The organism is uncultured Marivirga sp., from assembly GCF_963974845.1.
GTDB classification, from domain to species: domain Bacteria; phylum Bacteroidota; class Bacteroidia; order Cytophagales; family Cyclobacteriaceae; genus Marivirga; species Marivirga harenae.
In genome coordinates, this window is the sequence record NZ_CAXBEQ010000005.1 from 133,333 (window position 1) to 147,145 (window position 13,813).

The window sequence follows — 13,813 nt, forward strand, 5'->3', positions numbered from 1 at the left end:
AATCTTTACCTATTTTTGAACTTCTGCTTTTAAACCTATAAGCTCATGAAAAAAGTCATCATAGCGGTCATTATTTTTATCCTTGCTATAGCTTTAACTTATGTCTATTTTTTTCATCTTCAACCAGTCAAAAAGAATAATCCTTTAATGGCAGTACCGAAAGATGCCAGCATGATTTTTCAATTGGAAAACCCTTTTGAAGAATGGAATGAAATCTCCGACAACCAGATTTGGAATTATTTAAAAACCAACCCCTATTTCAAAGAGATTGGTCAGGAACTGGACAGCCTGACTGTTGATATGAAAAATAATAAGAGCCTCTACGAAATGGTGATGAACCGGCCAATGGTGATGTCTATTCATAAAACTAGGCCAGATGATTACGACTTCCTTTATGTGATTGATTTACAACGCGCTACACAATTCAATTTTGTTAAAAATTACATTCAAGACTTGGATGAAGACATTGAAAATGTTTATTCTAGAGACTACAATGAGCAGGAAATTATTGAATTTAGCTTTGCTGACTCCCCAACTACCTATTATCTCTACATTCATGAAAATCTTTTGAATGTTTCATCCACTCATACTATCATTGAGCAATCAATAGATCAACTCAAAAAACCTGATATAATTCGTGATCTTGATTTTGTTGACATAAGCAATGAATTAGGCTCAAACGACATCAATATGTACATTAACTATGAAGCATTCGCAGACTATTTAACGATCTGGATGTCACCCAATAGTACTGAGACTCTCAAAACACTAAAATATAGTGGTATGTCATTAGAAGCTACCGAAAATGTTTTTTCGGTAAAAGGCTATTCTAGCCTGACCAATGAAAAGTCTAATCTCCTTTCGGCTTTGATGAAATCTGGTAAAGGAGAAGTAAATGCTGGAACTATAGTGCCGGGAAATGCCTCTTACTTCATGAGTTTAGGTTTTGACAATGCGCAAGATTTTTACACTCAAATGGAAGTAGTCCTAAAAGCGGCTGAAGACGGACCGTCATATTTAGAAAGTAAGGCGAAGATTGAAGACTACCTTAAAATCTCAATTGAGGATGATTTCTTAAGTTGGATTGATAATGAGATTTCTTTAATCCAGCTTAATTCTGAAAGTAATCAAAATGAAGTTGAATTAGCTGTAGCTATCAAACATAAAGACTTAGACGATACCAAAGAACGGCTCGATTTTATAGCTCAGCAGATCAAAAAGAAGACTCCCGTAAAGTTTAAAGGAATTAAATACAAAGGCTATGACATCCAATTCCTGTCCATAAAAGGTTTTTTTAAGTTAATGTTTGGAAATGCATTCAAAGGGATTGATAAACCTTATTACACAATTATGGATGATTATGTAATATTTAGTAATTCTCCACGCACGATTGGTAAAATCATTACTGCGGTGAATGAAAAAACCACGCTTGATCACACGAAGGAGTATGCTTTGTTCATGGAGAATTTCGCTTATGAATCAAATCTGTTTGTTTATATCAGTGCAGAGGAATTGGTGCTGGATGCAAAAAAATTATTGGATAATGAATCTTGGCAGGAGTTAAAACCCCATACCACATACTTTCAAAGTTTTCCTATGATCGGCATGCAATTTACAGCAGATGGAGATTTAATGAGGCATCAGATGCAAATGAATTATTTGAATCATGAACAAATGAGCAATTGGAAAGCCTTGGTTCAAGAAAGTAGCACTGTGCAAGAGGAGGTGGCTGACACAAGCAAGACTGAAGAAGAAGAAATAATCGCTGTTGAGGAAATCCTACCTGAGGATCTCAATAGTAAAACTTTTATAGAATATTTCGACAATAAGGAAATTAGATTTGAAGTATCCCTAAAAGATGGCTTGAAGCATGGCCGCTATTTCCAGTATGATAGTTTGGGGAATATGATCATTAAAGGAAGATATAGAGATGACGAGAAGTCCGGTAGCTGGCGTTATTATGATGCAGAGGGTAATCTGATTAGGAAGGAAAGATTTTAAAATAAGGCCTGAATGTAAGCAAAAAATTATTTGTACAGCATAAGATAATTCAAGCGACTGATTCCTGAATGACCATTTGAAGCAATAAGGACCTACAAAAAGAAAATAGCATCAGGAAAATTCCTGATGCTATTTAACTGTTTTATTTCTATAAAACCGCAACACCATTTAAATAGGACACGGATTTAATATAAATAATCTAAAGCTACTTGATCATCTCCATTGAACGGTCTGTTACTGCCGTCAGTACATGATAGCATCCAAGAAGCATCTGCTAAAGAGGCTCCTGTTGGTGTGCCAGGAATGTGGTTAGCACCAACGCCACCATTGCCTTCGTTGGCAGTAGAGCCACCACAGCTAATACTCCTATCAAAATAATCAGTATGACGGAAACCAATACAATGTCCCATTTCGTGTGCAATAATAGTTGCAATGCCATCTGTGCTTAAGCCATAAGAAGATTCTAAAACACCACTCATTTTTATTTCACCGAAAGGTTCGCAAGATGAAGTTGGAAATCCGGCAGAACCTAAAACACCTCTTCTTTCATCTCTTTTACTTAATCTTGTCATCACGATATCAGCTTGATTTTGGTTAAAAACCCTCTGAAAAGTTAAGGTCAGGTTTTGTGCATTAAAGCGGTTAATAGCTTCTTCAAGTCCGGCAATCATAGCAGAACTATAACCTTTTCTACCTCCTTCTGCAGCATACATAGTAATTGTTCTTGGTCCGCAAACCAAGTTGTCTGTACTATACTGCTCAGCATTGGGCAAAAAGCTAGGCTTCTTCATTTCTGCGATGGTTTTATCTGTCAAGTAAATATCGCCTTCCACAAGATAACCATCTTCAAATATCATAGGGGCCTGATCATAAACATTGAAGCCTAAGTCTTCTAATTGTTGGATCACAGTAGGATCAACGGAAAGTTCATCTACCGTTAGTGTCTCCTCTTCCTGACAAGAAATGAATAATGTAGCGCATGCAAATAACGCTGTTGCAAGTAATTTTGATTTTTTTAACATTTTGTAAGATTTTAATTAAAAGTTATGTAATCCTATCAAAAATTATTTGCTTTTACAAACATTATTTGGCTTAAATATATATTTGAAACTTTTAATATTTATGTAATTAATTATTACCACACTTTATTTCTATTTTAACACCTTTCTCACATTATTATTTTGTACACTAATTAAGTATAGTTTGTTAATTGTGTAGGTGAAAAAGGCTCTTACAAGGAAGTTGAAAGCTATTAAATGACTTTACTTAGTTTGTGACAACTTCCTATTCGATTCAAACCTGAAGCTCCACCTATTCCTAGGTGTTAAAATTATTGGGGTGTATAAAAAGATAAATAATTCAGAGCAATTGTCTTTGACAACATTAAAAATCAGGACACAAAAAAAGCCATTCGCAAAACTGCGAATGGCTTTAGATAATGAGCCTCCTGTCGGGCTCGAACCAACGACCTACTCATTACAAGTGAGTTGCTCTACCAGCTGAGCTAAGGAGGCTTTAGTTCATTTAGAAAGACTTTCTAAATGCTGCAATCAGTTATTAACCTTTTGTTATCCCTGAATGCGGATGCAAATATAAAGGCTGTTTTTATTAATCCAAACCCCTTTACTAAAAAATATTAAAGAAATTTTTAATCAATTGAACGAACTATACGTAACTGCTTCTTTAACAGGGAGATTTCCTTTTCGGCTTCTTCAATTTTAATTTCAAATTCCTGTTTTACTTTATCCGCTGTTTTTGAAGACGCAAAAAATTCCATATTATTTTTCCAGGTTACAATATCATTCTGTAAGTCACCGATCTTTTTCCTGATGGAATTTTCTTTTTGATTCAATTTACGATCAGAATTTGGACCAGACATAATTTTGGTAATCTGAGCCATCAATTTCACCTTCTCCCTCTGCTCGTCAGATAACACATCTTCTGATTTATCAATAAAGTTTTGTACTGCAGTGGAGAAATCTTCTTTTACCTTCTGAATAGCTTCTTTAGGGACGAATCCAATCTTACCGTAAGCCTGTTCGTACGCTTCCAGTTGATCTAAGTCGCCAGGCTCTAATTGATTTATTTGCGAGATGATATCTTCCTTTGCTTTCAGATTTGCCTCAAACTCTTTCTGAGCATCTTTAGAACCAGCTCTTTTGTTTTCAAAAAACTTATCACAAGCAGATTTAAATTCTTTATATATACTTTCTCTAAACTTCTCAGGAACTGGCCCTACATCCTTCCACTGCCTTTGTAATCCTTTTAATTGATCTGCCGTTTTATTCCACTCGGTGCTTTCGGATAGTTCTTTCGCCTTTTCAACAAATTCCTGCTTTTTCTTCAAGTTCTCTTCGCGCATGCTATCCAAACGCTTAAAGAACTCATGTTTGTTAGCAAAAAACTGTTTGAAATTACCCCAGAAGCTTTTATTAATTTCCTTTGCATTTTCCTTAGGAACTTGTCCAGTGGCCTCCCATTCTTTTTGAATAGCTAGAATCTCCTTCGTCTTGGCATTCCATTCTTTAATTCTATCAGAATTGAAATCAAGATAGGGCTTCAATTTTTCAATTATCACCTCTTTTTTCTCAAGATTTTCGGTTTGAATCTCTTTTAGATTCTTTACAAATTCTTTTCGCTTTTCGTAAATAGCATCTGAAGCGGCTTTAAACCTTTGCCAAAGTGGCTCTTGTTCTTCCTTAGGAACAGGACCAATATGCTTATATTCTTCGTGCAAATCGTTCAAATGCTTAATCGCATAAGGGACATCTTCGGATTGCGCTAATTCCTCTGCTTTCACACAAAGCTCCACTTTAGCTTGAAGATTCTTCTTCCTGTCTAGTTCCTTTAATTCAAAAAGGATGCTTCTTTGATCATAGTATCGATCTAAAAGGGCATTATAGTTCGCCCAAAGGGTTTTAGATTGATTACCTGGAACTGGTCCAACTGATTTCCATTCCTTTTGAAGATCCTTGATCACATTCAAACTAGTAATGGTTTCTTCCCCATCAACAAGCTCACGTAATCGGTCTAGAATTTCTTGTTTAGTTTTTAGGTTCTCGTCTTTTTGATTTTCAAGTTCCCTAAAGTGTTTTTTTCTTCTATCTCTATATAATTGGTAATTGGCTTCAAATCGATCGTTCAGTTCATCATGCTTCATTGCAAAATCACCTTCTTCTCCCCCATCTGCTAGAAATTTATCAAGGGCTTCTTTTCTTTCCGCTTCATAAATTTCATCGAATATCGGCTTTATTTCATTGATAATGCGATCCGCCTTTTTGAAGTTATCACTTTTAGAAACTTCTTTGATGGCTTCCACCAATTGTTCTTTATTAAATTCAGAATAGTCAGGCAGCTCTTCATGATCATCGTGTTCATCATCATCCTCTTCTTGCTTTTCATCCTCAGTAGACTCAGAATTGTCTTTCTGATCCTGAACTTCTGCTTGCAGTTCATTCTTTTCTGATCCCTCAGCAGAATTTCCGTCCTTCTTTTGATCAGCTTCAGAACTGGCTTCTTCTTTTAATTGATTTTCTTCTGCAGGAATTTCACTTTCTATATCATGCCCCTTTTCTACTTGAGCAGAATCTTCTAACTTATTCTCTGATGTGGCTTCCACATGCTCCTTCTCTTGACCCAATTCCGAATTATTCTCTTTTGGATTTTCAGAAGTACCTTTTTCGTCTATCATAATAGTTTAACTTTCTGTAATATATTATAAGGTACAATATTAATTAAAAATTGTGAAAAGTTTCAATCAATTAAGATTGGGATCGGATGGGTAATTAGCATAAATCTTAAATCTGCCTCCCATTTTCTCCAAAATGCTTTTCCAGAGTGTTTCAGGTGGGCTACTAAAAATATAGGATGGATGAACTCCTCTTGCTATTATCCAACTATTATGATCTATTTCTTCTTGCAATTGGTTTTCTGACCAGCCGCTGTAGCCAACAAAAAATCTAGACTTTTCATGATTAAGTTCTCCTTTTTGCATTAAATTCTGCAACACGCTAAAATCCCCTCCCCAATATAAGCCATCACAAATTTTTTGACCTCCTGCTTTCAATTCTTCAATATTGTGAATAAAATGAAGTGTATTTTGTTGAACTGGTCCGCCTACATACAAATCTGCTTCAAAGTTGCCAATTTCTTGTAAGACCTCATCTACCTTTAAAATGGATAATTTATTGAGAACAAAACCAAAAGACCCTTCTTCGTTATGTTCACAAAGGAGAATTACAGTTCTATCAAAGTTATTGTCTGGCAAAAAAGGTTCCGAGAGCAATAAATCTCCTTTTTGTGGTTGTTCGATATTTTTAAATTCAAAAAACTCCATTTTAATGAAGTGCAGCTTTTAATGGTAAGGCATTAAGAATATCAGCTTCCGCTACGCTCATAGCATCTAATCTATTATATACTTCTTCTTTATCAAAATAATGAAGCGCCATATCGACAAAAATTTCTCCATGCTTAGCTTCAGATGCCCACAATCTATGATAAAACTTCTTTAAGTCACTTTCTGGTAATGCCTCATAAACCATTCTAAATCGTTCTGCTCCTCTTGTTTCGACCAAGGAGGCCAGCAGTAACCTGTCCATAAATCTCTCTTCTCTACCAGACCGACAAGTTTTAATCAAATCATCCACATAATAATCTTTTTCTATTTTATGAGGTAATTGAATGCCTTTAGATTGCATAATAGCATAAACATCTCTAAAATGTTCTAATTCTTCAACAGCAGTATCAATCAGTTCGGGAATTATCTCCAACCTATCTGGAAATTTAGCAACAAAACTCATAGCCATGCCTGAAGCTTTTCGTTCGCAATTTGCATGATCTTGCAAAAAGCTATCAAAGTCATTCATTACAGTATCAATCCATTCCTGACTACTATCAACTTTTAAATCAATCCTTAACTTCATTTAGAAAATAATTTTACTATTTATCCTCCAATAATTGGAAACAATTTGAAACAATAATAATTTTAAATTCATTAAGCCACTAATAATTTAAAGAGAAATCTCAAAAAAAATGAAGCAATCCATAGCTGATATCCGAAAAGAATATACTGCACTCAGTTTAAGCGCATCCGAAGTGGACCCAAATCCTGTCAGTCAGTTTTTAAGTTGGTTCGATATGGCTCTAAAAGCCGAAATAATGGAGCCAAATGCTATGACACTATCAACTATCGATGGTAACAAACCCGCTTCTCGGATTGTGCTGCTAAAAGGCGTGGAAAATGAGGAGTTTGTATTTTACACTAACTACAAGAGCTCCAAGGGATTTCAAATGGACCAAAATCCAAATGTTTCATTGAATTTTTTCTGGCCAGAATTGGAAAGACAAGTTAGAATTGATGGCATGGTCCAAAAGGTCGATGTAGCTACAAGTGACGATTACTTTAATAGCCGTCCGCGAGGAAGTCAAATTGGAGCCTGGGTTTCTCCGCAAAGTGAAGTAATTGAAACGAGAGAAGTATTGGACAGTAGATTAAAAAAAGTTGAACTTAAATTCCAAGATAAAGTGGTTGAAAGACCCTCACATTGGGGTGGATACCGTGTGAAACCAAATATGATAGAATTTTGGCAAGGAAGACCAAGTAGATTGCATGATAGGATTCGATATACCATCTCTGATTCTAGGAATTGGAAGATTGATAGATTAGCGCCCTAAATGTCAGATTTATATTTTCAGCGATATGCCTATCATAAAAGGTTTGTAGTTCAACCGATAAAAGAAGAAACTTTTATTTGTGTAGTAATCCCGGTTTACAAAGAAAATGATCTTTTGCCAACCTTGGGGGCTTTAATTGAATGTGAAAAAACTCAGTTTCCGGTGGAAATTATTTTCGTTATTAACCACCCTGAAAATTCAAAGCCACAAGAAAAAGAAAAAAGTCTGCGCAGCGTTGTTCAGATTGAGGAGTTCGTAAAAAATCATAATAGCGAACTTACTTTTCACATTATCAAGGCCTATGATCTCCCTTCTAAAAAAGCCGGAGTTGGTCTAGCCAGAAAAATTGGAATGGATGAGGCGGCTTTCCGACTAAATTCAATCAATCAGGATGGGGTTATTCTATGCTTTGATGCAGACAGCCAATGTACTCCAAATTATTTAAGGGAAGTTGAAAAGCATTTCTTGGAATATTCAAATTGCAACGGGGCCTCTATTCATTATGAACATCCCTTATATTTGGAGAATGGGAAATTAAATGATGCGATTGTTCTCTACGAATTGCACTTAAGGTATTATATCCAAGCATTGAAATATACAGGCTATCCTTTTGCCTTTCATACCATTGGCTCCAGCATGGCCGTTAGATCCACTGTCTATCAAAAGCAAGGTGGAATGAACCAAAGAAAAGCCGGAGAGGATTTCTATTTTTTGCATAAAATTATTCCATTAGGAGATTTTCATAATATCTCCACAACCAAAGTGATTCCTTCAGCAAGAATATCGGATCGAGTGCCATTTGGAACTGGAAGAGCCATGAAGGAACACCAAGATCAAACCAAAGACTTAGAATTGAGCTATGATTTTGGTAGTTTTAGCGTGATAAAATCGTTTTTGGAAGAAATTGAACGAGAAACCACCGAAAATCTCCCCAATACCGTGATCAAATTTCTAAGGGAAAATAACTTTCTTTCAGAATTAGAAAAAATACAATCGCAATCCAAAAATGCGAATCATTTCAAAGAACGATTTTTTGAATGGTTTAATGGCTTTAAAATGTTGAAATTGGTTCATTTTCTAAGAGACAATTATTTTCCTGAAAAACCACTTATTTTAGATGCTAATCAGTTATTAAAAGAAATTGGCATTATACATCAAACGGAATTATCAGCCTTAGAATTACTTGAAAGGTACAGAAATTTAGATAAAGAATGCACCGGCTTCAAACAATAGTATGATAGAAAGAAAACGTTAATTTATATCAATCAGTCCTGCAAAGACCTAGCCCTCATTGATTCAAAATACTCTTCAAATCTACCTCTGAATAATTGATCGACTTTAAAGTTTTATTGTCTGACTTTCTATAAACCAAGAAAAAGTCCTCCTTTCTTTCATAGTAAGCATCCTGATTTTGTGAGATATAATGATTGACAGTCGCTTGAGCCTCTTCTTCAGAGCGACAAACTTTGCTCATATTAGATCTTTGGACTTCCTCAAATAGTGAGGCAAACCGCTCTCCCATTCCGAATTCTAAAATGGCTCCTGCCAAGACATATTGCAGATCACACAGAGCATCTGCTGCTTCAACCAAATCTTGATTTTTAACAGCTTCTTCTAGCTCTTGGAGTTCTTCTCTAAGCAAATTCAGTCGCAACTCAGCTCTGTTTTTAGAAGGAATTTGAGGCTCTGATAATATTGGATGATTAAATGTTTTATGGAATTTGGATACGGAATTAAGTGCTTCTGCTTCTTTCATTATTGTTTATTAATTATATGTCATGAAATAATAAATAGTGCAAAATAAATAATATAAACAACAATAAGTCACTAAATGATCTTTTCAAAATAATTACATAATCCAAAAGCCAAGAAAATCAACTACTTATTTAATTTGTTTTTACTTCCTTCTAAAAAACCTTTACTTTCAAGGTCATTTTCAATAATTGACAGTATTTTTTTTGCCATTTTCCTAGAGAAATAACGCACAGGTGCTAATAATAAAACAAATCTAAGAACTGCATTGCCACCAGAGATACCCAATCTCAAAATTTGCAGAACTGCTTTAATACGGCCTTTGATCTGTTTGTAATAGGCATTTGAAATATCATTCATTGTCAGCTTAGGAAATTTGGGCACTGAATACTTGTAAATTTCAGAATTGCTCACTTCGTCATCTAATATCATATTGATATCAGGAATTATAGGTAAATAGGTTTTATTATCAATAGTGATCAGAAATCTATCGATCATTTTTTTTGTCCAACCCCTGTGAATTGGATGAACCTTTTTACCCTTCTCATAAGGTACACTCAAAAATGCTCTTAGGAAATTGCGAGCATTATTCCGACCTAAATAAAAATCGTGGTGGCGGAATTTAATATCTAGAAAGCCGCCAAATGCGCCCAATGATGCAGAACATAAAGGATATTTATAGGAACCCAAACTTTTATTATTTTCCACTTTATGCTTTACAGGAAAAATAGTGCCCATATAAGCTTTATTGGAGAACTGCTCCACCATTTCCTTGCGTTTTATTTTAGATTGATCCCATAAGGTTCCGATTATGGATGAGCCTACGTCTACTAAATTCTCTGGATGCTCGTATTCGTCATCTGGTGAGATAGTGTCTGGAAATGGGTCGATCATTACCACACCTGCTTTTTGGTATTCATGTCGTGAAACAGGATCGTCCGAATTTTCCTCCTTTGACCAAACAAAATCTTCATTCACATTATCTTTAGTTCTATGTCGAAGAATTTCAAGCACTTCTCCATATGGCTCATTATTGATAGCCCCACCATCAACTGATGTTGTATGATATTGATTTAAGGTTTTCTGATCCCAGTCGATATCGCTATTTTCAATTTGGGGATTACTTTCACCAAATTTTCTAGATATGATTCTTGTTACGGCATTCTTTAAATATGCTGCACTAAAGTCTTGATTATTGAATTCACGGTATTGCAAACCTATCGGGAAAGCACCTGTAGCTTTGGCTGTCTTTTTTAACCTATTGATTGTATTTTGAGTATCAATATCTAATGTAAAATACTCCTTATTATCTTGAAAGCTACCATCAGGCAATTTAAAATGAGAAACCATAAAGTGTTCAAAGGAAGTATGATAAGGGGCATCTTGGAGTCCAGCATCATTAGTGTTATTGGGAAATTTTACTTTTAATGGTACTCCTCGATTCATTGTATGAGAAATGATCATTTCCAAATCAGGAGCTAAATAGTTTGGTCTGGAAGAATCTGTAACTACTGAGGGCATGCTGATGGCACGATTCGCTAGTTGATCTATAAATTGAGAATTTAGCAGAGAGGATACTTTACCGCCTTTTAAGTCGTTGGTAGATAAAGCAATGTCTAAAGTCTTCAATTTGTTGTCATCTAACATACTCACCCAACTATCATAAAGTATATTATTCTTGATACCTCTTGCATTATTTACATGTTCATCAGTTACAGGATTAATTGTATTCCTTAAACCATATAAAGCGGTCATGATTGTCGCCATCCCGCCCGCTGAAGTTCCACCCATTACTTCAATAACAACATTATGTTTAGGAACCTCTTCACTATTAACAGTTTCTAGTTCCCCTTTTTTCGCTTTTTCCCATTTATCCAGGACTTCGAATATGTAATCCATTACCCCAGCGGTATAACACCCACCTGAAACAGCTCCTGCCATTGTAAATCCCAAATGAAAAGTTTTTTGCTCGCTCATAATAGTTCTATTAATTGTTCTTTGGCTTAAATTGAATATTATATTCACTTTTTTCCCACGGCCTTTTAGATTTCAATGACATCATTTCAGCCACCCTGCCATCAAAGTAGTTGGGCTTAAGTCCAGGATATCCCTGTTGTTCAGCTCTAAATTTTCTAACAAAAGCACGCTGAGACACGGGCTCATGTTGTATTAAATGGAAAACGATCTCCGCTACTCGGGAGTCATCATTATTGAAATGTTCTATCCATTTAGACAAATCATGTTGCTTTTTACTTTTTTGCCTATCATAGTTCCAAACAGGCATAAAACCCGGTGGGCCGTAGTGATCTACTATACTTGAATCCGGGACATTGATGGTTGTCTGATTAGCAAATTCATATTGTTTAATATATTTGTCTGTTTCACTTGCTGACATGATGTCTGCCGTTGTAATGAAATCCATTCCTATACGCTTGCCATAAGGTAGATAATTTAGTGAACGAATCGCGCTTGGTAATATATCTGCATGCTGCATGCTGAGGTTCAAAAAAGCTTCATTATAACTCAAGACATCAAAATGTGAAGAAATGTGGTCTGGCCTGCCGAACACTTTTTGAAACTTCTCCAATTGCATTTGGAATTCATCCTTAACCTCCTTTAGGTACGGACTTCTTTGATAGCCGTCATGAATCAACCAAAAGGCTTTGAAAAACCCATGATTATTGACTATTGAATTTAAATTAGTAGCTAAAGGCTTGCCAGATGCTATCGTAAAGTGCAAGCCTACATGCACCTTATTTTTTAAACCATGCTGCTCGAGAAAATTTTGCAGTCTAAACAATCGATCTAATTTTCCAGCTTTATGTTTATTTACCAAAACCGCCACGGAATTGATCCAACCATTTTTAAGTGCATATTCTATACCAGTATCTATTTCATCATAAATACCATAATCGTCTGCAGTAGCTAAAATATACTTAGTTCGAATCATAGGGATTTCACTTGAAGCATGAAATCCACCACTCCATACCAAATTACCATTATCTAATACATACCATATATCATTTCCTTCCAGGGCTTGACCTTTAATGGCATGTCGTACTTGTAGAGTGCTACCTTTTTCAATAGTTGAATGCAAAGGAGCTGACTTTGTAGGCCTGCCAACTCTGACATTAGTTTTAAGTTTGGATAGAAGGGAATACATTAGCCTACTGCATTATTTGAAGAAGTGGAATTTGACAGATTCTTTCCCTCGGTTTTAGGTTTGATTGATGTCCTAAGGCGCACTATCTTATTGAGTAGATCATACCAAAAAGGAGCACCCAATGAAATAGCAAAGGCAGTTATTAAGTAACCAATTAAACTGATAAACCAATTTTCATCCCATCGATCGGTATTACCTAAGCCTAATCCATAGTTCAATTGACTTATTTCGGATTTGATGCTTTCATAATCAAAACTCGTGGTTTGACCATCCTGGGATTCATGATATTTTATCGCTTGGTTGGTAATAAAATTTAGCATTTCTTGATTTGTGCTTAAATCCTGTGCAATTCGAATGCTATTTACATTAAATCCAATGGCAATTAAGAGCCCGATCACAAACAATAGCAAGCCCATTTTCTTTTTATACCATCCAGAAATCCTTTCCATATATTCATCATACCATCCAGCAATTTCACTCTTCATGTCCCCAATACTATGAGAGGAATTTTCCCAAATATTTTTTAAAAAGCCTTGAGCATCTGTAGAAAGCCTCACCAGGTTTTCACCCGTCACCTGTTGATGATCCACTTTCCATTGTCGAATCTTTCGTTCTTGTTGATCTATCAGGTATTTTATTTCTGCATGCATACCATTACCCGTAGCTTTGTGGTTATATGATGAATACAATTCATTTAAAACACCTAATTCATGGGTGAGGTATTGCAAATTAGCTTCAATTTCAGCGAGATCGGAAGAATGACCACTACCTAGTAGATTATGAATATTTTCAGTAGCACTTTTATTTGGCCCATGTGATAATAGTTGTACTAATACATCACTGAAAGCCTGAGACGTGATATAGGAAGGAGAAGAGTGGAAACTATTTTTACCCATATTTCTGATTGTAGATTGCTGATAAAAAAGTTTATGAAGACCTTCCTTTTTATTAGAGAAACCTTTAAAGGCATTTTTCATAGAAAGCAGAAATGATTGAAACTTATTTGGAGGGGGATATTCATCGGGCCTTCCATTTAAAATATTTCTAATGCCAGTACTAAGATTTCTCGCTCTTAATCCACAGAATGAGGCTATTGTTTCTACTATGATCGAGGCAAGCAAGCTGTACAATAAATACAGAAAAACTAAACTAATGCAAATATCAAGTATCAAAAGACCTGTCATAATAATTCAATTTGAATAAATATGACTACAAGTTCCTCCT

11 protein-coding genes and 1 tRNA gene are annotated in these 13,813 nt (G+C 35.4%); 3 read left to right on the forward strand and 9 right to left on the reverse strand.

The window, feature by feature from the left end:
• Window positions 1-45 precede the first annotated feature (45 nt).
• Complete coding sequence (locus AAC601_RS12455; RefSeq protein WP_340153463.1) at window positions 46-2,001, forward strand: DUF3352 domain-containing protein; 1,956 nt, start codon at window positions 46-48, stop codon at window positions 1,999-2,001.
• 185 nt (window positions 2,002-2,186) lie between these two features.
• Here the strand turns inward: AAC601_RS12455 and AAC601_RS12460 are convergent, their stop codons facing one another.
• The 5 genes from AAC601_RS12460 to AAC601_RS12480 form a co-directional block, all read right to left on the reverse strand.
• Entirely contained in the window at window positions 2,187-3,023 is an 837-nt protein-coding gene (locus AAC601_RS12460) for a M57 family metalloprotease (RefSeq protein WP_303269273.1), read from the reverse strand.
• A 419-nt stretch (window positions 3,024-3,442) separates the two neighbouring features.
• A tRNA-Thr gene (locus AAC601_RS12465) sits at window positions 3,443-3,515 on the reverse strand.
• Window positions 3,516-3,649: 134 nt separating this feature from the next.
• Window positions 3,650-5,692 carry a DUF349 domain-containing protein gene (locus AAC601_RS12470; protein WP_340153464.1) on the reverse strand — a complete coding sequence of 681 codons (2,043 nt, stop codon included), beginning with the start codon at window positions 5,690-5,692 and terminating at the stop codon, window positions 3,650-3,652.
• Between the two features lie 66 nt (window positions 5,693-5,758).
• Entirely contained in the window at window positions 5,759-6,337 is a 579-nt protein-coding gene (locus AAC601_RS12475) for a YqgE/AlgH family protein (RefSeq protein WP_340153465.1), read from the reverse strand.
• A 1-nt stretch (window position 6,338) separates the two neighbouring features.
• Window positions 6,339-6,923, reverse strand: coding sequence for a tRNA-(ms[2]io[6]A)-hydroxylase (locus tag AAC601_RS12480; protein WP_303269277.1), 585 nt, complete (start codon window positions 6,921-6,923; stop codon window positions 6,339-6,341).
• Window positions 6,924-7,032: 109 nt separating this feature from the next.
• Between AAC601_RS12480 and pdxH the strand changes: the two genes are divergently transcribed.
• The gene (pdxH, locus tag AAC601_RS12485; protein ID WP_340153466.1) at window positions 7,033-7,674 is read left to right on the forward strand and encodes a pyridoxamine 5'-phosphate oxidase; all 642 of its coding nucleotides are present in this window, start codon (window positions 7,033-7,035) and stop codon (window positions 7,672-7,674) included.
• A complete protein-coding gene (locus AAC601_RS12490) occupies window positions 7,675-8,907 on the forward strand; it encodes a glycosyltransferase (protein WP_340153467.1) in 1,233 nt (410 codons plus the stop codon).
• A gap of 55 nt (window positions 8,908-8,962) precedes the next feature.
• Here AAC601_RS12490 and AAC601_RS12495 read toward each other — a convergent pair whose 3' ends face one another.
• The 4 genes from AAC601_RS12495 to AAC601_RS12510 form a co-directional block, all read right to left on the reverse strand.
• Complete coding sequence (locus AAC601_RS12495) at window positions 8,963-9,430, reverse strand: nucleoside triphosphate pyrophosphohydrolase family protein (RefSeq protein WP_303269280.1); 468 nt, start codon at window positions 9,428-9,430, stop codon at window positions 8,963-8,965.
• Window positions 9,431-9,552: 122 nt separating this feature from the next.
• A complete protein-coding gene (locus tag AAC601_RS12500) occupies window positions 9,553-11,403 on the reverse strand; it encodes a hypothetical protein (RefSeq protein ID WP_340153468.1) in 1,851 nt (616 codons plus the stop codon).
• A 10-nt stretch (window positions 11,404-11,413) separates the two neighbouring features.
• On the reverse strand, window positions 11,414-12,589 hold the full coding sequence (locus AAC601_RS12505; RefSeq protein ID WP_340153469.1) for a ChbG/HpnK family deacetylase: 1,176 nt from the start codon (window positions 12,587-12,589) through the stop codon (window positions 11,414-11,416).
• The gene (locus tag AAC601_RS12510) at window positions 12,589-13,773 is read right to left on the reverse strand and encodes a hypothetical protein (RefSeq protein ID WP_303269283.1); all 1,185 of its coding nucleotides are present in this window, start codon (window positions 13,771-13,773) and stop codon (window positions 12,589-12,591) included. The genes AAC601_RS12505 and AAC601_RS12510 overlap by 1 nt, the downstream gene beginning before the upstream one ends.
• Between the last annotated feature and the right edge of the window lie 40 nt (window positions 13,774-13,813).

Excerpts from the sequence above, each read along its gene's own strand:
- AAC601_RS12455 (WP_340153463.1), top strand. The coding sequence starts at position 46 with ATGAAAAAAGTCATCATAGCGGTCATTATTTTTATCCTTGCTATAGCT.
- AAC601_RS12475 (WP_340153465.1), bottom strand. The coding sequence starts at position 6,337 with ATGGAGTTTTTTGAATTTAAAAATATCGAACAACCACAAAAAGGAGAT.
- AAC601_RS12480 (WP_303269277.1), bottom strand. The coding sequence starts at position 6,923 with ATGAAGTTAAGGATTGATTTAAAAGTTGATAGTAGTCAGGAATGGATT.
- pdxH (WP_340153466.1), top strand. The coding sequence starts at position 7,033 with ATGAAGCAATCCATAGCTGATATCCGAAAAGAATATACTGCACTCAGT.
- AAC601_RS12505 (WP_340153469.1), bottom strand. The coding sequence starts at position 12,589 with ATGTATTCCCTTCTATCCAAACTTAAAACTAATGTCAGAGTTGGCAGG.
- AAC601_RS12460 (WP_303269273.1), bottom strand. The coding sequence starts at position 3,023 with ATGTTAAAAAAATCAAAATTACTTGCAACAGCGTTATTTGCATGCGCT.
- AAC601_RS12495 (WP_303269280.1), bottom strand. The coding sequence starts at position 9,430 with ATGAAAGAAGCAGAAGCACTTAATTCCGTATCCAAATTCCATAAAACA.
- AAC601_RS12490 (WP_340153467.1), top strand. The coding sequence starts at position 7,675 with ATGTCAGATTTATATTTTCAGCGATATGCCTATCATAAAAGGTTTGTA.
- AAC601_RS12500 (WP_340153468.1), bottom strand. The coding sequence starts at position 11,403 with ATGAGCGAGCAAAAAACTTTTCATTTGGGATTTACAATGGCAGGAGCT.
- AAC601_RS12510 (WP_303269283.1), bottom strand. The coding sequence starts at position 13,773 with ATGACAGGTCTTTTGATACTTGATATTTGCATTAGTTTAGTTTTTCTG.
- AAC601_RS12470 (WP_340153464.1), bottom strand. The coding sequence starts at position 5,692 with ATGATAGACGAAAAAGGTACTTCTGAAAATCCAAAAGAGAATAATTCG.